The organism is Actinoplanes sp. NPDC051405 (genome assembly GCF_055586185.1).
The window spans coordinates 73025-94198 of the sequence record NZ_JBVJIR010000008.1 but is presented as its reverse complement, the minus strand read 5'-3'; the positions used below and the strand labels follow the sequence as shown (position 1 = coordinate 94198).

The window sequence follows — 21174 nt, the reverse complement described above, 5'->3', positions numbered from 1 at the left end:
AACACTGTTCCGGGGGTACGCCGTGCAAGCTGTACTGGAGAAAGCTGCTGAGACTCCGTACCGATGGCGCTGGGTCGCGTTGTTCGTGATCCTCGCCGTCGAGGTGATGGATCTGCTCGACTCGCTGGTCACCACGATCGCCGGGCCGGTGATCCGGGCCGAACTGGGTGGCTCGCTCAGCCTGATCCAGTGGCTCGGTGCGGCGTACACCCTGTCCATGGCCATCGGGCTGCTCACCGGCGGCCGGCTCGGTGACATCTACGGCCGGCGCCGGATGTTCGTCATCGGCGCCGTCGGCTTCACACTCGCCTCGCTGGTCTGCGCGCTCGCCTTCTCGCCCGGGGTGCTGATCGGGGCCCGCGCGGTCCAGGGGCTGTTCGGGGCAGTCATGCTGCCGCAGGGCCTGGGCATGATCAAGCAGATGTTCGCCCCTGCGGAGCAGGCCAAGGCGTTCGGCGCGTTCGGCCCGGTGATGGGTCTCGGCGCGGTCGGCGGCCCCATCCTGGCCGGCTGGCTGGTCGACGCGGACTACTTCGGCACCGGCTGGCGGATGATCTTCCTGATCAACCTGCCGCTCGGCGTCTTCGCCGTGCTCGGCGCGATCAAGTTCCTGCCCGAGTTCCGCAGCGAGCGCCGCCCCCGGCTGGACGTGGCCGGTGTGCTGCTCGCCGCGGTCGCGGCGTTCCTGCTGCTCTATCCGCTGGTGCAGGGACGCGAGCTGGACTGGCCGGTCTGGATCTTCGTCATGCTGGCGCTGGGCGTCGCCCTGTTCGGTCTCTTCGGCGTCTACGAGTCGCGCCGCGAACGCCGGGGCCTGGACGCGCTGGTGACCCCGACGCTGTTCCGCAAGCGGGCCTTCACCAGCGGCCTGCTGCTGGGCCTGGTCTTCTTCGCCGCGCTGATCGGCACCGGGCTGATCTTCACGCTCTATCTGCAGATCGGGCTCGGCTACTCGCCGCTCAAGGCCGGCCTGACCACCCTGCCGCAGGCCCTCGGCACGGTGGCCGGCTTCATCGCGGCCGGTGCCGGGCTCAGCGAGCGGCTCGGCCGCAAGCTGCTGCTCATCGGGACCGTGATCATGGCGCTCGGCACAGCTGCGGTGGCGGTCACCGTGCAACTGGCGGGCGCCGAGATCACTCCGTGGCTGCTGATCCCCGCGCTGATCCCGCTGGGCGCGGGCATGGGCCTGGCGATGGCGCCGTTCTTCAACATCGTGCTGGCCGGGGTGGACGACGAGGAGACCGGCTCGGCGTCCGGGGCGCTCACCTCGGTGCAGCAGCTCGGCGGCGCGTTCGGCATCGCGGTGCTCGGCACTGTCTTCTTCGGACTGCTGCCCGGCGCCGTCGCGGACCACGTCGATGCGGCGGGACTACGGCCGGCGCTGACCGCGGCGGCCGTGCCGGCCGAGGCCCAGCCGGCGGCCGTCACCGGCATCCGCGACTGCCTGCGCGACCGGGCGGCCGAGGAGGACCCGGCGGTGCAGCCCGCGTCGTGCCGCGCGGCGCAGGGAGCGGCCGCGCCGGAGATCGGGGGGTACGCCGAACAGGCGGTGCACGCCGGCTTCCGGGACACCACCGTGCATAGCCTGCTGGTGGCGCTGGCGATGCTGGTGCTGGCGTTCGGGCTGTCGTTTCTGCTGCCCCGGCACGCGCGACCGGACGACGGTCACTGACGGGCGGCCACGGCCGGGCGGCGGCGCCGGAGGAGTGACCGCACCATCAGCGCCGCCGCCACGATGCCCGGGCCACAGTGGACCGCCAGCACCCCGGCCAGGTGCGGGCCGCCCCAGTCGAGGTGGTACGTCGCCGGGTCCGTCAGGTCGATGACGAACGGTTCCGCCACCGCCCGCGCCACGAAGAAGAGTCCGATGATCCACAGGAGGACGACGCCGATTCGCTTCATGTGCTCGACGCTAGGAGCGCGGGTGGCGGCGGGACACCGTGCTAGCCGTACCTCTGGTGCTCAGATCGTCGGGAGCCCCGCCGCCTGCCAGGCCTTGAAGCCGCCGTCGAGGTCGGTCGCCCGCAGCAGGCCGAGGTCCTGCAGCGCCGCCGCGGCCAGGCTGCTCGTGTAGCCCTCCTGGCAGGTCACGATCACTTCGAGGTCGTAGCGGGTGAAGGACAGCCGGGCGTCGCTGCGGGGATCGAGGCGCCATTCGAGCACGTTGCGCTCGATGATGACCGCGCCGGGGATCTCGCCGTGCTCGGCGCGCTGGGCGGCCGGGCGGATGTCCACCAGTACGGCCCCACGGCCCACGGCCCGGTACGTCTCGTGCGGGCCGAGCCGGACCAGCCGGGCCCGGGCGCCGGCCAGCAGCTCGTCGATGCTCCGGGCGCCCTCGGGGGCGGTGGCGAAGGAGGGTGCGCTGCGCAGCAGGGGAGTGCTCACCACTGGGCTCCGGCTCGCTCGACGGTGACGACGTCCAGCCCGGCGGCGCCGATCCGGTAGCGCGTCATGGTGGTCAGGGCCGGCCCGTACGCGTGGATGCTGATCGCGGGCCGGTTGGAGCGGTTGGTGATCCGGTGGATGTGCCGGGTGCCGAACCGGCGGCCGGCGCCTTCGCCCAGCTCGCGGGCGGTGATCCGGGGCGAGCCGTCCGCGCCCGTGGCAACTGTGTCCTCGGTGAGGGCCCCGGAGTAGACGTAGAACGCGCCCGCCGAGCCGCCGTGGTCGTGCAGGTCCGTGCCCTGCCCGGGTAGCCAGGTCAGCAGCCACACCTCGTGGTCCGGTTCCTGGGCCAGCCGGTGGTACCACCGGTCGACCGCGTTGAAGCGGGGCGCGACGGGCCAGGAGTCCGGGTCGGCGGCGTACCGGGTGGCGGTGGCGAGATGGTCGAGGCGGATGTCGACGACGGTCACTGCAGCTCCTCGCTTTGCATATATTGCCTATCAGTTCTATAGGTTTACCGCCACAGTACGGCCGGGAGCGGACGACGCGCGGAAAGAACCCAGAAACTGGCCCTCAGGCCGGGAAGGTGATGCTCAGGGGGCGCGAAAAGCGCAGATCAGCGGGGACAGCGCGCGCTGGCGCACCGCGCCAGGTCGATCACCCGGCGGGCCGTGAGGGGAATACCCTGCCGCTGCATGCGCCCATCGTGGTCGGCCACCCGGGCACAAATCAAACCTGTACCACCATGCGGGAACGGGGGTCAGGAGAGGCTGGCGAGGACCAGCCGCAGGTACGGCTCGCTGCCCGCCCAGTCGCCCTCGGGCGTCGTCCACTCCACCAGGTACGCGCGCCCGTCACTCATCGACAGCAGTACGCGGCGCTCGTGCCGGCGTACCGGTTCGCCGTCGGGCTGCCAGGTGAACTCCCACTCCGCGCCGCCCTGCTGCGGCATCGGACTCACGGTCACGCGCTGATAGCCGGGCAGATTTCCGGCGTCGAGCGCGTCCTGCTCCTGGCCCTGCCAGTAGGAGAGGGGTGGGCCGGCCAGCCGGGCCGAGGCGTCCACCCGGAACGAGCGGCTGCCACCGGGATCGCGGAAACATGCGGCGGTGCCGTCCTGGGAACGGGTCCAGCCCCGCGGCACCGCCACGTCGAAACCGGTCGGGTCGGTGTGCCAGAGCCAGCCGGCCGGCACCGCGTACCCCCGGGCCTGGGTGCTGCCGGTCACGGCCGGTCCGCCCGGGGCGCAGATCGCGAGGGGTCCGGCTGCCTGGCCGGTGCTCGCGCCGGCGACCGGGGTGGAGCCGGGCCGGTAGTCGAGGGCCAGCGCTGTGCCGGTGGTGCCGACCAGCAGCACGGCGGCCGCGACGAGGGCGACCTTGGTGCTGCGGGAGATGCGGTCGCGGGCCGGCCGGGCCGGCCTCATCCGGTCGAGGATCATCGCCATGCCCAGCGCGGACGTCCCGGGCGGGGCCGGCGTGCGTTGCCGCGGGACCCGCATCGGGAAGACGCCGACCGCGCGGTCGGCCACCCGCTGGAGCCGGGCCTGGGCGTCGGCCGCCGGCAACCGCTGAGCCGGGTCCTTGTGCAGCAGCTGGTCGATGATCGGGGTCAACGGGCCGGGGAAGCGGGCGGGGTCGGGCGGCTCGGTCAGCAGCGCGGTCAGCGAGGCGGTCGTGGTCGAGCGCTGGAACGGCGCCTGACCCTCCACGGCGGCGTAGAGCGTGGCGCCCAGCGACCACAGGTCGGCTGCTTCGCCGGCGTCGGCACCGCGCAGCCGCTCGGGCGCAACGAAGTACGGCGAGCCCAGCAACGGCTCGGCGCCCTGCTCGACACCCCTGATCTTGGCCAGCCCGAAGTCGGTGAGCACCACCCGGCCGTCGGTGGCGAGCAGGACGTTGTGCGGCTTGACGTCGCGGTGCAGCACACCGGCCGCGTGCGCGGCCCGTAGCGCGGCCAGCACGCCCAGGCCGATCCGGGCGGCCTCGCGGTGCGGGAGCGGGCCCTCGCGCAGCACGGCGTCCAGCGATCGGGACTCGACGTACTCCATGACGATCCACGAGCGGTCCGGGCGCCACACCACGTCGTAGACGCCGACCACGCCGGGATGCTCCAGCCGGGCCGCCGCCCGCGCCTCGCGCATGGTGGTGAGCTGGGCGTCGAGCATCTGGGCGGTGCTCACGTCGGTCGGCGTGGCGATCTCCTTGACGGCCACCCGCCGGCGCAGCAGCTCATCGTCGGCGAGCCACACGCGGCCCATGCCTCCGGCGCCGATGATCTCCAGCAGCCGGTACCGGCCGGCGATCAGCTCCCGCGCAACGTCCATAGCGGTGATTCGGTGCGGGGCGGCTCGCGGACGGGTACGAATCATTTTGCGATCGTTGCTACGTTGCTGACGTGAAAATCCGGTACCTGCTGCACAACGCCTATGGCGGCGGCGGCACGATCCGTAGCGTCTTCAATCAGGCCAACGCGCTGTGCGAGACGCACGAGGTGGAGATCGCCAGCGTGTACCGCACCGGGGACAAGACCGTCTTCGCCCTCGACCCCCGGGTCCGGCTGGTGCCCCTGACCGAGTTGCGCGAGTCCGGCGACCGCCGCAGCGACCGGCCGGGGCAGAAGAGCCGCTTGCTCAACAAGGCCCGGCGCTTCAAGAACCCGCTGCCGCACCGGCACGACTCCCGCTATCGCCGCTGGGACCCGCAGGTCGACCTGACGATCGTCCGGTACTTCCGGTCCTCCCGGGACGGTGTGCTGATCACCACGCGTCCCGCGCACAACCTGCTGTCGGCCTGGTTCGGGCCGCGCCGGCTCATCCGGATCGCCCAGGACCACATGAACCTGGAGACCTACAAGCCGCGGCTGCGAGCGGCGATCCTGCGGGCCTATCCGCGGCTCGACGCCGTGGCCGTGCTGACCGAGCACGACCGCGACACCTACCGGGCGGCGCTGGGCGACAGCGCGGTACGGGTGGTGCGGATCCCCAACGGCATCCCGCCGTGGCCGCTGCCGCCGGCCGCGTTGGAGAGCAAGGTGCTGGTCGCGGCCGGCCGGCTGGTCCGGCAGAAGGGTTTCGACCTGCTGATCCCGGCGTACGCCCCGGTCGCGGCCCGGCACCCGGACTGGCAGCTGCGGATCTTCGGCTACGGCGCCAAGCGGGACCAGCTCGCGGCGCAGATCGAGGAGCTGGGCCTGACCGGCCAGGTCCGACTCGAAGGGCCCAGCCGGCGTCTCGACGAGGAGCTCGCGGCCGCGTCGGGATACGTGCTCAGCTCGCGCTTCGAGGGGTTGCCGATGGTGCTGCTGGAGGCGGCCACCGCGGGCGTGCCGGCCGTCGCCTTCGACTGCCCGACCGGTCCGGGCGAGATCATCGACCACGGCCGTAACGGGCTGCTGGTGCCGCCGGAGGACATCGACGCGCTGGCCGAGGGCATGCTGAGGTTGATCGAGGACCCGGCCGGCCGGCGGGCCATGGGCACCGCCGCCCGTGCGGACAGCAGCCGGTATTCAATGAGCGCCGTGCGTGAGGTCTGGGAGCAGCTCTTCGCGGAGCTGGCGGCGAACCGGGGCGTGACCGTGCCCGTCCCGGCCGCCCAGCAAATTGGACATGATCGCCAGCACCAGTAACAAACCCGGGCAGATGGTATTCATGCCCTATATCCGGGGTCGGCGGCAATGGTCATTCCGCCACGGCGGAAAAGCGATCTTGAGAATCGTTTTTCACGTTTACCGAACGTGACTCAGGACAGAGGGTGTATTTCGCCGTCCGGTGCCGATGCTGCGGGAACGCGGCTCGGTGGCGCGATACCCGAAAGAGCCTCGCGGTGCTTTGCTTCTTTCAGAACGGTTGTCAAAAAATCTGCCCCTGAGCAACTGCGCGAACACACACTGTGGATGAAGTCGGCCGATGTTTCACCGGATCGGCGGTCGGACTCAGCCGTTCAGGCGGAAAGGCCGTTCGACGGGGGCGGAGGGTATTCAGAACGTTATATGGTCAGCTCCGCCGCTGAGAGCCGGTGCCGGAGGTTCTTCGCCCACCGCCTCCGAGCCCCCCGAACAACGAGGACGGACACGTGTCGAACTCACGCCGCGGTTTGCTCGCCGCCGGCCTAGCCGTAGCCGTTGTCGGCACGATGGGTACGGTCTGGACCCTGAACGCCAGTGCTGAGGAGACGCCCGAGGCCGAGGCTCCCGCGGCCGCCGTCGCGCCGGCGAGCACCGAGACCGCGCCGGAGACCGCCGAGACAGTGCCGCAGACAGCACCGAAAACCGCCGAGACAGCGCCGGCGACCGTCGAGACCGCGCCGGAGGCCCCCGCGGCCGGCGAGGCCATCCTCACGCCGCCGAAGCTGCTGCCCTGGGGCGCCAAGCCGCAGCGGCTCAAGCGGGCCAAGCCCGGCGCCAGCAGCAAAGCCGTCGCGGCCGCCGGCGCGGACGCGGCCCCCGCGGACACGAGCGGTGCGGTGACGCCGACGCGGGAGTACGCCCCCAAGGGTGGCCAGGGCGCCAACGGTGCTTTTCTGAAGTCGGCGCGCACCACCGTCGTGCCGCCCACCCCGCCGAACGCCGGGACGGTCAAGGCCGCGGCTGCCGCGGACCGCGTGGTCAACTTCCACTATGCGGTCGGCGCGCAGGATGGCGAGACCGACGGCACCTGGGCGAACCTGACCGTCGAGAAGCCCAAGCTGGTCGACGGCGACTACCACACGCTGGCCGAGCTGGCGGTGCGCTCGGCCGACAGCCAGCAGACCGTCGAGGTCGGCTGGACCGTGGACCGCTCGGTCAACGGCGACGACGACCCGCACCTCTTCGTCTTCTACTGGAAGGACGGAGTTGCCAAGTGCTACAACGCCTGTGGATGGACCCAGATCCACAAGACGGTCAAGCCCGGTGACACTCTGCCGGTCGGCACCTCCAAGCGTTTCGGCATCATGCACGACGGCAACGCCTGGTGGATCGCCTACAACTCGGAGTACATCGGCTACTTCCACGACAAGAACTGGGATGGCAAGTTCACCCGGGCCGGCTTGACCCAGTGGTTCGGTGAAGTCGCCTCGCCCAGCCTCACCCCCTGCACCCAGATGGGCAACGGCAAGCCGGCCAGCGACGGCGACGCGGCGCGGATCGGCAGCATCAGCATGACCAAGGGCCCGACGGTCGGGTTCGAGCTGGACATGCGGCCCAAGTACAAAACAGAGCCCGAGATCACGCTGCCGCCCGTGCAGATCGAGAAGCCCGAGGAGCCGTACTGGACCCCGTGGACGGGCAGCCTGCGCACCCCGACGACCTTCCGTTACGGCGGCCCGACCTACCCGTTGAAGGACCCGAAGGACCCGGAGTCCGAGCCGATCGTGAAGTGCTGACACCGTAGCGCCGAGGCGCCCGGTCCTCCCCAGGTGGGAGGGCCGGGCGCTTTTGTCGGTGCTGATCGAACCGGCCGTCCGGGCCCGGGGTACAACGGGGTGGCGGGCCGACGAGGGAGCAGCGGATGAGGCGACGGGTGAGTCCCGACGAGGAGCTGATGACCGCGCTCTACACCGAGCACTACGCGGTGCTGCTCAGCTTCATCTCGCGGTACGTGCGCGACCGGCACAAGGCGGAGGACCTGGTCCAGGAGACGTTGCTGCGGGCCTGGCGGCACATCGATCACCTCGACCCGGACCCCGGCCGGACCCGCTCCTACCTGCTCACCATCGCCCGCAACGTGGTCACCAACGCCTGGCGGGCCGAGCAGCGCCGCCCGCACCTGGTCGCCGACGACGCCGCGGTCGCGTCGGTTCCGTCGGCCGACAACGTCGACCAGCTCGTCGAGGGCTGGCTGGTCGCCGAGGCGCTGGAACGGCTCTCCGCCGACCACCGCGCGGTGGTCCAGGCCATGTACTACGAGGGACAGACCGTGGCGGACGCCGCCCAGCAGCTGTCGGTGCCCGAGGGCACGGTCAAGTCGCGCGCCTACTACGCGGTGCGGGCGCTGCGGCAGGCGTTCGAGGAGATGGGGGTGCTGCGATGAGCGCCGACCAGGACCACGATGAGCTGCGGCGGTTGCTCGGCGGTTACCTGCTGGGCGGGCTCGACGACGCCGACACCGACCGGCTCGACGCGCACCTGCTGGGCTGCGACGAGTGCCGTGCGGAGCTGGAGCGGCTGGCGCCCGTACCGGAACTGCTCCGGTCTCTGGAGAACGCGCTCCCCGTCACGGTGCCGGCCGGCAGCCGGCCGAGCCCCGCGCGGATCGAGACCCTGCTGGCCCGGATGCGGGCCGAGCGGTCCCGCGAACGCCGGCGTGGCACCGGCCGGCGGCTGGCCGCTGTGGCCGCGGCCGTGCTGGTCGTCGCGGCCGGCGTCGGCGTGATCGCCACCCGGGACCAGGACCCGCCGGCCGGGCCGCCGATCGCCGCGCCGAGTCAGAGCCAGAGCCAGAGCCCGGGCCAGCCCGCGGTCACCGCTGTCTTCGAGGCGCAGGACGGCAGCGGCCTGGCCGGTCAGGCGGTGCTGACCGGCAAGACCTGGGGGGTGTCGATCGACCTGACCGTCTCGAAACTGCGCGGCCAGGGACCGTTCGTGTGCCGGGTCAGCAAGGCCGACGGCACGGTCGAGCAGGCGGCGATCTGGGGCCCGACCCCGAGCGGCAATGCGAAGGTCACCGGGGCCAGCTCGATCCAGCTGCGCAACGTGAGCGCGGTCGCGGTGGCCGACCATGATGGACATGTGCTCGGCACCGCCCACCTGAACTGAGCTGTCCGCCGGATGGGGTTGAATCGGGTCATGAGCACTTCATCGAGTTTGACCGCCGAAGACCTCGAGTTCCTCGCCCGCCCGCTGCACGGCTTCCTGTCCGTGGCCGCCGGAAACGTGCCGCCGGAGCCCCGGCCGGTGTGGTTCGAGGCCACCGCGGACGGGACGGTCCAGTTCTTCACCGAGCCGGAGTCGCTGAAGGTGCGCCGTCTGCGCCGCGACCCGCGCGCCTCGATCGTCGTCGCCGCCCCGGTCGGCGAGCGCGAGCGCTGGGTGTCCGTCGCCGGTCGCACCACGGTGGAGACCGACGGCGCCCACGAGCTGGCCTCCCGCCTCGCTGCCCGCTACTGGGACCTGGACGACCCGACCCGGGCCGCCGACCTGGCCGCGCTGCTGTCCGGCGATCAGCTGCGCGTCGTCATCCACCCGGAGTCGGTCCGCCGCTACGCCTACTGATCCGCTATCCGGCGGTGCCGTAGAGCTTGTCGCGCTGGGCCTGGGGGAGTGAGCAGGCCGCGGTGCCGCCGGGCAGCAGGTGGCGGTGGCCCGCGATCCAGCGGTACGCCGGCCACGCCAGCAGGCCGACCGGCCTGAGCTGCAGGGCGCGCCCCGGGACCTCCCACAGGCGGCCCGCGTCCCGCAGCAGCAGGGCGATCGCGTCCGGGCCCGAGGCGATCGTGCCGTCGGGGCCGACCCACTGCACCGCCTCCTCGACCTGCTCGAGCGTCAGGCCCAGCCGGTCGAGGTCGGCGAACTGCCACGGCACCACCGTGGCGTGCGACGGGATGCGGCGTTCGATGAACTGCGCGCAGCTGGTGCAGAACGAGCAGTCGCCGTCGTACACGAAGGTGGGCTTCATGATCCCATTGTCTCAGGTCACCCGGCGCAGCCTGGCCAGGTAGGTCTGGGCGACGACCACCACCGCGAGGAACGCCCCGCTGATGAGCTGCTGGTAGCTGCTCGGCACGTTGCCGACCTGGTTGATCATGTTCTGGATCACGCCGAGCAGCAGCACGCCCGCGATGGTCCCGGTGATGGTGCCCGCGCCGCCGGTCAGCAGGGTGCCGCCGATGACCACCGCGGCGATCGCGTCCAGCTCCAGGCCGATGCCCAGCACCGTCACGCCGGAGCCCAGCTTGGCCGCGTTGATCGCCCCGGCCAGGCCGGCGAGCAGGCCGGACATGACGTAGACCCAGACCTTGGTGCGGCGTACCGCGATGCCCATCAGCGCGGCCGCGTCCTCGCTGCCACCGACCGCGTGGACCGCGTGACCGAAACGGGTGCGGGCCAGCAGGATCATGCCGAGCGCGAAGACCACCACGACCAGCCAGACCGGGTAGCCGATGCCCAGGAACGAGCCGGTGCCGAAGCTGCGGAAGGCGTCGCTCTTCACCAGGTACGTCGTGGAGCCCTCGTCGCTGATCGCCCGCATCAGCCCGCGCGCGCCGAGCAGGGCCGCGAGCGTGACGATGAACGGCGCCATCCTGGTGTAGGCGATCAGGATGCCGTTCAGCACGCCGACGAGTCCGCACACGGCCAGCGGGGCCAGGAACGCCGGCAGCAGACCCCACTGCGACGCGTACGCCGAGACGACCCCGCCCAGCACGTACAGCGAGCCGACCGACAGGTCGATACCCCCGGTGATGATCACGAAGGTCATGCCGAGCGCGATGAGCGCGAGCGGGGCGGCCGCCACCAGCACGGTGGCGGCGTTGTCGAAGCTGCGGAAGTTCGGGAATGAGGCCGCGGCGACCAGCACGACCACGATGAGCACCGCGAGCGCGCCCTGGCGCTGGACCAGGCTGACGATGCGGTCGGTGCGTTCGGCCCGGCGGACGTCGGCGGCGACGGCGGCTGCGGGGGCCTCGGGGTCCGACACGATGGGAGTCACCGGGCCTTCCTCTCTCGGGCGGCGTACACGGCGATGAGGATGATGGCCGCCTGCACCATCTCGGTGCTGGACGACGGCAGGTTGTGTTTGATCATCGTGGCCACCACCAGCTGCATGAGCAGCGCGCCGGCCACGGTGCCGAGGACCCGGACCCGGCCGCCGGTCAGCGGGGTGCCGCCGACGACCACCGCGGTGATCGCGGACAGCTCGATGAGCAGGCCGACCGCGGAGGCGTCACTGGACTGGATGCGGGCGACGGCGAGCAGACCGGCGATCGAGGCGAGCACCGAGCAGATCACGTACACGGTGATCAGGACCCGCTTGACCGGCACGCCGGCCAGCTCGGTGGCCGGCCGGTTGCCGCCGATGGCCAGCAGCCGCCGGCCGAAGACCGTGCGCCGCACGATGAACGCGACGACCAGCACCAGCAGCGCGGCGATCCAGACCAGCATCGGCAGGCCGAGGAGGTCGCCCGAGCCGAGGAAGATCAGGTCGTCGTTGCGGATGTCCTTGAGCTGGCCGCCGGAGATGACCAGGGCCAGACCCCGGCCGCCGACGAACAGGGCGAGGGTGGCCACGATCGGTTGCAGCCCGACCCGGGCGACCAGCGTGCCGTTGACCAGCCCCACCAGGACACCGGCGATCAGCGAGATCAGGATCGCCGCGACCACGCCGTAGCCGAGGTAGAGCGGGATGAGCGCGGCGGCCAGCGCCATCACCGAGCCGACCGACAGGTCGATGCCCTCGGTGCCGATGACCAGCGCCATGCCGAGCGCCACGATCACCACCGGGGCCACCTGGATCAGCTGGATGCGCAGGTTGCTCCAGGCCAGGAAGTTCGGCGTGAACGCCACGTTGTAGAGCACCAGCAGCACGATCGCCGCGTAGACGCCGTACGCGGGCAGCCAGGCCTTGATCCTGGCGAGGTCGATACCGGGCCGGGTGGCCACCGACTCACTGGTCACCGGAATCCTCCACTACCGCCGCGGCGGCGATCGTCTCCAGCAGGGCCTCGGTGGTGACGTCGGCACCGCGCAGCTCGCCGACGACCGCGCCGTCACGCAGCACCACCACCCGGTCGGCGCCCTCGATCAGCTCCTCCGCGTCGGAGGAGACCAGCACCACGCCGAGGCCCTCGCCGGCCAGCTCGTCGATGAGCGACTGGACCTCAGCCTTGGCGCCGACGTCGATGCCGCGGGTCGGCTCGTCCAGCAGCAGCACCCGTGGCCGGGTGGCGAGCAGGCGGGCGAGCAGCACCTTCTGCTGGTTGCCGCCGGACAGGTCGCCGACGCGCTGATCCGGGCTGGACGCCTTGATCTGCAACCGGTCCATGTAGGTGCGGACCACCTCGTCGATCTTGCGGTCCGAGACCAGGCCGAACGCGCTCAGCCGGGGCAGGACCGCGAGAGCGATGTTCTCCCGGACGGACAGACCCGGCACGATGCCCTCGGCCTTGCGGTCCTCGGGCTGCGTGGCGATGCCGGCCCGCACCGCCCGTACGGTGGTCGGCCGTTTCAGCTCCTTGCCGCCGACCGTGACGCGGCCGCTGTCCACCGGGTACGCCCCGCCGATCGCCTTGATCGTCTCGCTGCGCCCGGCGCCCAGCAGGCCGCCCAGCCCGACCACCTCGCCGGGCCGGACGGCGAAGCTGATGTCGTGCAGTTTGTGCCGGCTGGTCAGACCGGCGACCTCCAGCACCGGGGCCGCGTCCGCCGCGGTGGCGTGCTCGCCGGCGAACCCGGTGAACCCCTGACGGCGGACGGCGGACATGTCCCGGCCCAGCATGAGCGAGACCAGCCGGATGCGTTCCAGCTCGGCGAGCTTGCCGGTGTGCACCACCCGGCCGTCGCGCAGGATCGTGACGGTGTCGCAGATCCGGTAGAGCTCGTCGAGCCGGTGGCTGACGTAGACGATCCCGATGCCCTGGGCGTGCAGCTCCCGGATCACCCCGAACAGGGTCTCCACCTCGCGGGGTTCCAGCGACGAGGTGGGTTCGTCCATGATGACGACCTTGGCGTCGATCATCACGGCCCGGGCCAGGGCGACCATCTGCTGGGCGCCCAGGGCGAGGGTGCCGAGCTGGCGGCGGACGTCGGTGGTGACGCCGTACCGGCGCAGGATCTCGCCGGCCTCGCGGTACATCCGGGCCTCGTCCAGCAGCCCGAGCCGGGTGCGCGGCTCGCGGCCGAGGAAGAGGTTGTGGGCCACACTCATCAGCGGGATGAGGTTGACCTCCTGGTAGATCGTGGAGATCCCGGCCCGCTGGGCGTCCATCGGTGTACCGAACCGGACCGGCTCGTCGCGGTAGCGCAGCTCGCCCCCGTCCGGTTGGTAGACGCCGGTCAGCACCTTGATCAAGGTGGACTTACCGGCGCCGTTCTCCCCGACCAGGGCGTGCACCTCGCCCGGCCGGAGAGCGAAGGAGACCCCGTCCAGGGCGCGTACGCCCGGGAACTCCTTGGCGACATCGACGACTTCCAGCAGTGCCATGGATCCACTCACTTTCGCGCTACCCCAGCGGGGCGGCGTTGTTCCAGGTGGCGTCGGCGGCGTAGCTGCCCGGGTTGTCCCAGGCGTTGCCGCCGCCGTTGGTGGCGATGTAGACGGCCTCCCCGTAGTGCCGCCAGTGGTAGCCGACGTAGTTGTACGACTCCAGCGACACGTTCCCGCTGCCACCGCCCAGGCCCGGCTGGGCACAGAAGGTGGCGTCCTGGGCGAACGTGGTCGTGTTGTCGTTCGTAGCCGTCTGCAACCGGTAGCCGGCGTGCCGCAGGTAGCGGCCCTGGTAGTTGACCGACTCGAACGTGTAGCAGGTGCTGTCGGCCAGCCCGGCGCGCACGATGAAGGTGGCGTCCTGCCGGTCGACGAGCGCACTGCTCGCGCTGATCACGTCGGTACGCGCCAGCGAGTCCCGGTGCCGCAGGTACCGGTTGTCGTAGCCGGCGGTGGTGACCCGGAACGACCGGTTCTGCCCGACGGCCAGGTCCGCGCCGCTGCGCCACAGCGGGTTGCTCACGGTCCAGGTCGCGTCGTTGGTGAAGGAGCCACCGGTGTTCTGGTCCATCCACACTTCGGAATTGCGGTGCCGCAGGTAGTAGCCGGCCAGGTTGGCCGACTCCAGCGACGTGCCGCCGCCGGACAGGCCGGGCCGGGCGCAGAACGTGGCGTCGGCGTTGAACGTGCCGCCGTTGCTCGCCTCCCGGTAGACCCGGTATTCGCGGTGCCGCAGGTACTGGCCCGGGAAGTTGCGGGACTCGAACGAGTAGCAGGCGCTGTTCGCCAGCCCGGGGCGGACCCAGAACGTCGCGTCCTGCTTGTCCCCGGTGGAGCTGCCCGCGCCGATCACCGAGGTGACGGCCGCGCCGGCAGCGTGCCGCAGGTAGCGGTCGGTGAAGCCAGGGGTGGTGACCCGCAGCGAGGCGAGCCGGCCGGTCGGCAGGGTGGTGCCGGTCGCCGCGCCGAGCACCCGCTGATGGACCGCCCGGACCGCGGCGAAGTTCATCTTCTGGATCTGCCGGTCGTAGGTGAAGAAGCCGTTGAGCTCCTCCTCGACGTCGGTCGGCTCGGTGTAGACGGACCCCGACAGGCCGTTGGTGGAGATCAGGTCGGCCAGCTTGCCGGTGATCTGCACGTACCGGTTGGTCAGGGCGTTGGTGTCGGGCAGCCACTCGTACGCGAACTTGCCCGCGGTCGGCCACTCGTGGTTCGGCACGCGCAGGCCGAGGCCGCCGTACTCGCCGTTGACCGCGATCCGGGTGGCTGTCGGGGGCCGGGTGATGCCCGGGCCGACGTACATGTGGTCGTCGATCACGTCCCCGTTGCCCGGGTCCGGGTCGGAGTCGCAGCAGTTGGAGCCGGAGTTGTGGTTGACCAGCCGGGTCGCGTCCCAGCTCTTGACCAGGTCGGCGATGCGGCCGGCGTCGTACTCGCCCCAGCCCTCGTTGAACGGCACCCACTGGACGATCGACGTGATGCCCTTGTGCTCGTCGATCATCTCCTTGAGTTCCTTCTCGAACCGGGTGCGCCCGGCCGCCGAGGGCTCCCGGCCGCTGGCCAGCGCCGGCATGTCCTGCCAGACCATCAGGCCGAGCCGGTCCGCGTGGTAGAACCAGCGGTCGTTCTCCACCTTGATGTGCTTGCGGACCATGTTGAAACCGAGCGACTTCTGCTGTTCCAGGTCGAAGCGCAGCGCGGCGTCGGTGGGTGCGGTGTAGAGCCCGTCCGGCCAGTAGCCCTGGTCCAGAGTGCCGAGCTGGAAGACGAACTTGCCGTTGAGCGTCGGGCGCAGGGTGCCGCCGAGCATGGCCTTGCCCAGGGAGCGCATGCCGAAGTAGCCGCCCACCACGTCGCCGGACGCGAGGGTGACCCGCAGGTCGTACAGGAAAGGATCGTCCGGGGTCCACAGCCGGGCGTTGGGAACCGGGATCCGCAGGGAGGCGCCGACCGTACCGGTGGCCGTGCCGACCACCGTGCCGCCGGTGAGCACCTGCGCGGTGACCGCCTGGCCGCTCGCGTTGGCTGCCTGCACCACCAGGTCGAGCGCGCCGGCGGAGACGTTCGGGGTGGTGTCCAGCCGGGTGATCCGGGCCGGGTTGGTCGGCTCGAGCCAGACGGTCTGCCAGATGCCCGACGACGGCGTGTACCAGATGCCGCCGCGGTTGGTGCGCTGCTTGCCGACCGGGATGTCCTGGCCGTCGGTCGGGTCGTACACGCCGACGATGACCTCGTTGGCGCCGGCCCGCAGCGTGCTCGTCACGTCGTAGGAGAACTTGTCGTAGCCGCCCTCGTGCGTGCCGAGCAGCGTGCCGTTCACCCAGACCTTGGACTGCCAGTCCACGGCACCGAAGTTGAGGTTCACGTTCCGGCCGGACCAGCCGGCCGGAACGGTGAACGTTCTGCGGTAGTACATGTAGTTCTCATGGCGCATGATCCCCGAGAGAGCGCTCTCGATGGGGTACGGAACAAGCACCTCTTCGCCCAGCGTCGTGTTCACCGGCGGCGTGTTGATGTTGGACGCCCCGGCGAACTGCCAGATGCCGTTCAGGCTCTGCCAGTCGGGCCGGGTCAGCTGCGGGCGGGGGTATTCCGGCAGCGGGTTGGTGGTCGAGACCTGGTTGGTCCACGGGGTCGTCAGCGGGGGTGTCTTGGGGACGAAGGCCGCGGCCGGGGCGGTGGTGGCGATCAGTGCACCGGCGGAGGCGGTCAGGGTGGCGGCGGTCATGGCGATGAGGCGTCGCCAGGTCCGGGGGCGGGGGACGGTCATGTGAGCACTCCTGGGGGAGAGGGTGACTCAGTAGGCGCTGGCGAGGTCCGTCTTGGCGTTGCTCTCGTCGTACTCGCGGTCGGAGATGATGATGTCCGCGGGGATCGGCTCACCGTTGAAGAACTTGGTGGCGGTCTCGAAGGCCAGCGGGCCGAAGCGGGGGTTCGACTCGATGACGGAGGAGAACCAGCCGTCGCTGATGGCCTTGACCGCGCCCTTGGTGCCGTCGATCGAGACGATCTTCACGTCGCCGGCCTTCTTGCCGGCACCCGTGAGCGCCACCTGGGCACCGAGGCCCATCTCGTCGTTCTCCGCGTAGATGCCGTTGATGCCCGACTTGGACTGCAGCAGCTGCTCGGTGACCTTCTGGCCCTCCTCGCGGGAGAACTGACCGGTCTGCTCGAACACGATCTTGACGTCCGGTGCCACCTTGGCGATCTGGTCCTTGAAGCCCTTGGTGCGCAGCGTGGTGACGTTGTTGCCGGGCGCGCCGAGCAGGATCGCCACCTCGCCCTTGTTGCCCAGCGCCGCGGCCATCTTGTCGGCGGCGCGCTTGCCCTGCTCCTCGAAGTTCGATCCGATGAACGTCAGGTAGTCCTTGCAGGGCGTGGCGTTGATCTTGCGGTCGATGGTGATGATCGGGATCTTCTTGGCCGAGGCCTTGGCGAAGACCGAGTCCCAGCCGTCGGAGTTCAGCGGGGCGATGACCAGCAGCTGCACGCCCGAGTCGATCATCTGCTCGACGTCACTGATCTGCTTGTTGAACTGCGAGTTGGCGTTGGTGGTCTGCAGGTTGGTCTTGGGGATGCCGAGCTTGGCCGCCTCGTCCCTGATGGACTGGGTCTCGGCGATCCGGAACGGGTTGGCCTCCTTCTCCGACTGCGAGAAGCCGATCTTCGCGGTCTTCAGGTCCACCTTGGTGCCGCCGAACTGCTCCAGCGTGCAGGTCGGTACGCCGGCGGCGGCGGACTGCGCGACCTGGGCGCCGGCGGAGTTCGCGGCACCGCCGGCGGCGGGCGTGTCGCCGTCCTCGGACTTCGCGCACGCGCCCGTACCGGCGAGCACGACCAGGGCGGTGCTGAGGGAAAGAAGCGCGGGTCTCCAGTGTCCGGACATACCGGTCATGGGAACTCCTTCAAGGGTGGCATCGGGGATTTACTATCTGGAAACACATTCACGCACTATCAAACTTTTCCTGTCAAGGTCATGGCCACAAACCCCCAGAACCGAACGCAGCGCACCGTCGAGATCGGCCGGGAAATCCGCTAAAGTGCAGCTCAGACGCCTACTGCTACCTTCTGTAGCGCGCCATCGCGAATTTGTTACCGCTCACATTTGGACATTGGCGCTCGGCGATCGCCGGTGCGCGGGATCTCAGCGGACAGTGGCCGTGCGGGACGTGCCGCGGGCCGGCTCCACTCCGTATTCCAACAGCCGGGCCCGGGTGCGGCGTAGGTCCCAGCGGGCGCCCAGCACGGTGTAGAACTCGGCTGCCTCGCCGCCGGTGGCCGCGGCCTCGTGCGGGCGGCGGTTCGCGGCCAGCAGCACCGCCGCGTCCTCCAGGGCGGCGGCCAGCTCCGGCACCCGCCCCACCGCCCGGTAGTGCTCGGCCGCGGCCAGCGCCGGCTCCGGATCCTCGGCCAGCAACGCGCGGCAACGGGCGGACGCCGCGAACGCACGCGCCGGGCGTACCTCCTTGGCCGCCTCGGCAGCGCAGATCGCCGCCGCCTGCTCGGCGATGTCCCGGCGGCCGACGCTCAGGGCCAGGCGCAGCGCGTCGGGCAGCCACTGGTGGCGCAGCATCATCGGGGCGTACCCGGGGGTCAGCAGGGGCGCGAGCTCCCGCAGGGCGTCGGCGGGCCGGTCCTGCTGCTCCGCGACCAGGGCCCGGGCCACCAGCAGGAAGTCGCAGCTCTCCCGTTCCGCGTCCGTCACGGGCAGCGCGTTGGCGGCGTCCAGGTGTGCGGTGGCCAGACTCCGGTCCTCCCGGTGACCGGCGATCAGCGCCGCGACGCCGTGCAGGAGCATCCCCACCGCGCCCGGCTCCCGCATGCCCAGGAAGGTGATGCCGGGTGCGTCGTCGGTGACCGCGCCGACCTCGGCCGTCGCGTCGTCCCACCGGCCCAGCCAGTAGTACTGCACCGCGGAGGCGACCTGGAGGGTGGCCGGCAGCCGGTGCCGGATGGCGAACAGGGCGGCCTCGCGCAGGGTCCGCTCCGCCTCGTCCAGGCGGTCCAGGTTCTGCAGCGTGAACATCCGGTTGTCCAGCAGGTCGAAGTACATGCCGGCGAACGTCGGGTGGTCCCGCATGATCTCCAGCGCGCGGTCGACGTACTCCAGCGCGCGTTCGTGGTCGCGGCGGATCGAGTTGGTCAGCCACGTCGTCTGCAGGGCGAAGGCGGCCTCGTACGGCTGCCCCGCCGCCACCGCCTCGTCGTGCACCCGCCGGGCTGTCCGGTCCGCCCGGTCCAGGTCGTCCAGCGGGCCGCGGCGGAAGTTGGCCAGCAGCACCCGGTGCCGGGTCCGCCAGATCTCCGGGGTGGCCGGGTCGTCGACCGCGCCGGTGAGCAGATCGATCGCCTCGCCGGGGGCACCCTGGCGGAACCGCATGGCCGCCAGCAGCTGCCGCATCTCGGCCCGGTCGCCCGGGTCGGTCGCGGTCGCCAGCGCCTCGCGGGCCTCGTCGATCGGGTAGCCGCCCTCCCGGAACTCCAGCTTCACCAGGGCGACGAGCAGGGTCTCCCGCTGCTGGGCACCGGGCAGGCCGGTGGCGAGCACCTGCCTGATCAGCTCCCGCGCCGTCCGCGGCACCCGCTTGATCACCTCGGCGTGGTGCTCGGTGAGCCAGCCGACCACCCAGGCGTCGAGCACCGGCGTCTCCGCCGCCAGCTGCTCGGCGACCCTGGTCACCGGGCTGCCGCCGCGGGCCAGGACCTCAGCCGTCTGACGGTGCAGCTGGGAGCGGGTGGCGTGCGGGATGCTCGCGTACAGCGCCTCGCGCAGGAACGGGTGCCGGAACGCCAGCTCGGTGCCCGCGTCCACCACGACCGTGGCGGCCAGCGCCTCCTCGAGGTTCGCCATCAGGCTGAACGGCGGCCGCCCGGTCACCGCGATGACGTCGTCCACGGCGAACTCGGTGCCCAGCAGGGCCGCCAGCCGCAGCACCTCCCGGGTGTCGTCGGAGAGGAAGTCCAGCGTGGCCCGGACCACCGCGAGCAGCGAACCCGGCACCTCCACCGGCACCGACTCGTCGATGTCGGCCCGGCCGTCCACGACCCGTACGGCACCCCGGCGGACCAGCGCCGCTGCCGTCTCCCGGGCGAAGAGCGGGTTGCCCCCGGACTGGCCGGCCACCGCGCGCAGGTGCGGGCCGACCGGGGCGCCGACCACGGCCGCGACGAGCTCCTCGGTCGCCTCGGCGGGCAGCGGCCCGAGGCTCAGCACGTGTCCCTCGCGCAGCCGCACGCTGCGGCGCAACTGGGCCAGCTCACGCCCGTTGGGCTCCGGCCGGGCCGCCGCGACCAGCAGCAGCGGCATGTGCCGGGTCGCCGCGACCAGCCGGTCCCAGAGCAGCACGCTGGCCTCGTCGGCCCACTGCATGTCGTCCACGACCAGCACGATCGGCGTGATCGCGCAGGCCGCCCGCAGGTAGGCGAGCACCCGTTCGGCCGCGATCGCCGGCCCGGCGTCGTCGTTCTCACCGCTGCCGGGCGCGTGCAGCTCGGTGGCGATGGTGGCGCGCCGGGGATCCTCCGACGTCGGCGCGAGACCCAGCGCGCGCGTGAGGACCTGCAGCGGCGTGTGCCGGTCGAGCTCGCCGGCCACACCCCAGAAGAGGCCGCAGCCGGCTTCGTCGGCGTCGGAGAGTGCGCGGGTCAGCACCTCGGTCTTGCCGATGCCCGGCTCACCCTCGATCCACACCGCCGCGCCGGTGCCCTGCGCCGCCGCCCGGACCAGACCACGCAGCAGCTCGACCTCGTCGCCGCGGCCCACCAGCGGCCGGTCGGTCAGCCCGTCGCGGATCGCCCGCGCGACGTGGATGGGCACCACCGCGGCCGGCAACGCGGGCGGCTCGGTCGCGGCCATCGACCCGTCCAGCACCCGGCGTTGCAGCTCACGCAGCGCGGGCCCCGGCTCCACGCCCAGCTCGGCCACCAGCACCCGGCGAGCGGCCTGGAACGCCTCCAGCGCCTCGGCACCGCGGCCGGCCCGATACAGTGCCTGGATCAGCAGTTCGTGCAGTGGCTCGTGCAGGGGATGGGCGCGGACCAGGCCGGCGAGCTCGGCGATCAGGCCGTCGTCGCCCAGCTCCATCGCGATGCGGGCCCGCCGCTCCACGGCGGCCAGGCGCTGCTCGGCCAGGCGGGTCCGCTCCAGCTCGATCCGGTCGCCGGAGATGCCCGCGTACGCGTCGCCGTGCCACAGCTCCAGGGCCTCGTCGAGCACGCACGCCGCGGCCCCCGGATCGCCGCCCGCCTGCAACTCCTCGGCCCGGGTGCAGAGCTCGGCGAACCGGTCGCTGTCCAGGTGCCCGGCCGGGACCCGCAGCGAGTAGCCGGCCGGGCCGGAGGTCAGGACCTCGGCGGCCGGCGGGCGCTCCGGGCCACCGGCGAGCACCCGGCGCAGTCCGGAGATGTAGGTGTAGACGCTGCCGGGTGCCGTGGCGGGCGCGGCGGCCCCCCACACCGCCTCGATGATCTCGTCCCGGCTGACCAGGCGGTTGGCGTCCGCGACCAGCACGGCGAACAGCGAACGCTGGCGGGCCGGGCCGAGGTTGAGCTCCTGGTCGCCGTACCAGGCGCGCAGCGGGCCCAGAACGGAGACGCGGAGCTGCCCGTACGCAGGATCCGGCATCTCTCCTCCGTTTCCGCCGCGGGAGCGTGCCTCACTCCGAGGA

The 21174-nt window shown here is 71.5% G+C and carries 17 protein-coding genes; 6 read left to right on the top strand and 11 right to left on the bottom strand.

Going from position 1 to position 21174, the window contains the following annotated elements:
* Positions 1 to 22: 22 nt before the first annotated feature.
* A complete protein-coding gene (locus tag ACZ6S4_RS18770) occupies positions 23 to 1672 on the top strand; it encodes an MFS transporter (RefSeq protein ID WP_465476169.1) in 1650 nt (549 codons plus the stop codon).
* Here ACZ6S4_RS18770 and ACZ6S4_RS18765 read toward each other — a convergent pair.
* The 4 genes from ACZ6S4_RS18765 to ACZ6S4_RS18750 form a co-directional block, all read right to left on the bottom strand.
* Positions 1666 to 1902 (bottom strand): hypothetical protein, encoded by a 237-nt coding sequence (locus ACZ6S4_RS18765; RefSeq protein ID WP_465476168.1) that lies wholly within the window; start codon positions 1900 to 1902, stop codon positions 1666 to 1668. The two genes, ACZ6S4_RS18770 and ACZ6S4_RS18765, sit on opposite strands and share 7 nt — an antisense overlap.
* Before the next feature lie 60 nt (positions 1903 to 1962).
* Positions 1963 to 2388, bottom strand: a complete 426-nt coding sequence (locus tag ACZ6S4_RS18760) for a rhodanese-like domain-containing protein (RefSeq protein WP_360821054.1) — start codon at positions 2386 to 2388, stop codon at positions 1963 to 1965.
* Positions 2385 to 2858 carry a cysteine dioxygenase gene (locus ACZ6S4_RS18755; RefSeq protein WP_433724151.1) on the bottom strand — a complete coding sequence of 158 codons (474 nt, stop codon included), beginning with the start codon at positions 2856 to 2858 and terminating at the stop codon, positions 2385 to 2387. The genes ACZ6S4_RS18760 and ACZ6S4_RS18755 overlap by 4 nt, the downstream gene beginning before the upstream one ends.
* Positions 2859 to 3148: 290 nt before the next feature.
* Positions 3149 to 4714 carry a serine/threonine-protein kinase gene (locus ACZ6S4_RS18750; RefSeq protein WP_465476167.1) on the bottom strand — a complete coding sequence of 522 codons (1566 nt, stop codon included), beginning with the start codon at positions 4712 to 4714 and terminating at the stop codon, positions 3149 to 3151.
* 71 nt (positions 4715 to 4785) lie between these two features.
* On the opposite strand from ACZ6S4_RS18750, the gene ACZ6S4_RS18745 reads away from it, so the two are divergent.
* The 5 genes from ACZ6S4_RS18745 (at position 4786) to ACZ6S4_RS18725 (ending at position 9579) form a co-directional block, all read left to right on the top strand.
* Positions 4786 to 6015, top strand: coding sequence for a glycosyltransferase family 4 protein (locus ACZ6S4_RS18745; protein WP_465476166.1), 1230 nt, complete (start codon positions 4786 to 4788; stop codon positions 6013 to 6015).
* A 446-nt stretch (positions 6016 to 6461) separates the two neighbouring features.
* Positions 6462 to 7751: a neprosin family prolyl endopeptidase gene (locus ACZ6S4_RS18740; protein ID WP_465476165.1), complete on the top strand. Its 1290-nt coding sequence runs from the start codon at positions 6462 to 6464 to the stop codon at positions 7749 to 7751.
* Positions 7752 to 7876: 125 nt separating this feature from the next.
* Entirely contained in the window at positions 7877 to 8398 is a 522-nt protein-coding gene (locus ACZ6S4_RS18735) for a sigma-70 family RNA polymerase sigma factor (protein ID WP_465476164.1), read from the top strand.
* Entirely contained in the window at positions 8395 to 9123 is a 729-nt protein-coding gene (locus tag ACZ6S4_RS18730) for a zf-HC2 domain-containing protein (protein WP_465476163.1), read from the top strand. Before ACZ6S4_RS18735 ends, ACZ6S4_RS18730 begins: the two co-directional genes overlap by 4 nt.
* A 30-nt stretch (positions 9124 to 9153) precedes the next feature.
* The gene (locus tag ACZ6S4_RS18725; RefSeq protein ID WP_465476162.1) at positions 9154 to 9579 is read left to right on the top strand and encodes a pyridoxamine 5'-phosphate oxidase family protein; all 426 of its coding nucleotides are present in this window, start codon (positions 9154 to 9156) and stop codon (positions 9577 to 9579) included.
* A gap of 4 nt (positions 9580 to 9583) precedes the next feature.
* Here the strand turns inward: ACZ6S4_RS18725 and ACZ6S4_RS18720 are convergent, their stop codons facing one another.
* The 7 genes from ACZ6S4_RS18720 to ACZ6S4_RS18690 form a co-directional block, all read right to left on the bottom strand.
* Positions 9584 to 9982, bottom strand: a complete 399-nt coding sequence (locus tag ACZ6S4_RS18720; protein WP_465476161.1) for a thiol-disulfide oxidoreductase DCC family protein — start codon at positions 9980 to 9982, stop codon at positions 9584 to 9586.
* A 12-nt stretch (positions 9983 to 9994) separates the two neighbouring features.
* Entirely contained in the window at positions 9995 to 11014 is a 1020-nt protein-coding gene (locus ACZ6S4_RS18715; protein WP_465476160.1) for an ABC transporter permease, read from the bottom strand.
* The gene (locus ACZ6S4_RS18710) at positions 11011 to 11979 is read right to left on the bottom strand and encodes an ABC transporter permease (protein ID WP_465476159.1); all 969 of its coding nucleotides are present in this window, start codon (positions 11977 to 11979) and stop codon (positions 11011 to 11013) included. The genes ACZ6S4_RS18715 and ACZ6S4_RS18710 overlap by 4 nt, the downstream gene beginning before the upstream one ends.
* Complete coding sequence (locus ACZ6S4_RS18705; RefSeq protein ID WP_465476158.1) at positions 11969 to 13504, bottom strand: sugar ABC transporter ATP-binding protein; 1536 nt, start codon at positions 13502 to 13504, stop codon at positions 11969 to 11971. The genes ACZ6S4_RS18710 and ACZ6S4_RS18705 overlap by 11 nt, the downstream gene beginning before the upstream one ends.
* Before the next feature lie 19 nt (positions 13505 to 13523).
* Entirely contained in the window at positions 13524 to 16277 is a 2754-nt protein-coding gene (locus tag ACZ6S4_RS18700) for an AbfB domain-containing protein (RefSeq protein WP_465476157.1), read from the bottom strand.
* A 27-nt stretch (positions 16278 to 16304) separates the two neighbouring features.
* Entirely contained in the window at positions 16305 to 17402 is a 1098-nt protein-coding gene (locus ACZ6S4_RS18695; RefSeq protein WP_465476156.1) for an ABC transporter substrate-binding protein, read from the bottom strand.
* Between the two features lie 249 nt (positions 17403 to 17651).
* A complete protein-coding gene (locus ACZ6S4_RS18690) occupies positions 17652 to 21131 on the bottom strand; it encodes a BTAD domain-containing putative transcriptional regulator (protein ID WP_465476155.1) in 3480 nt (1159 codons plus the stop codon).
* Positions 21132 to 21174 lie beyond the last annotated feature (43 nt).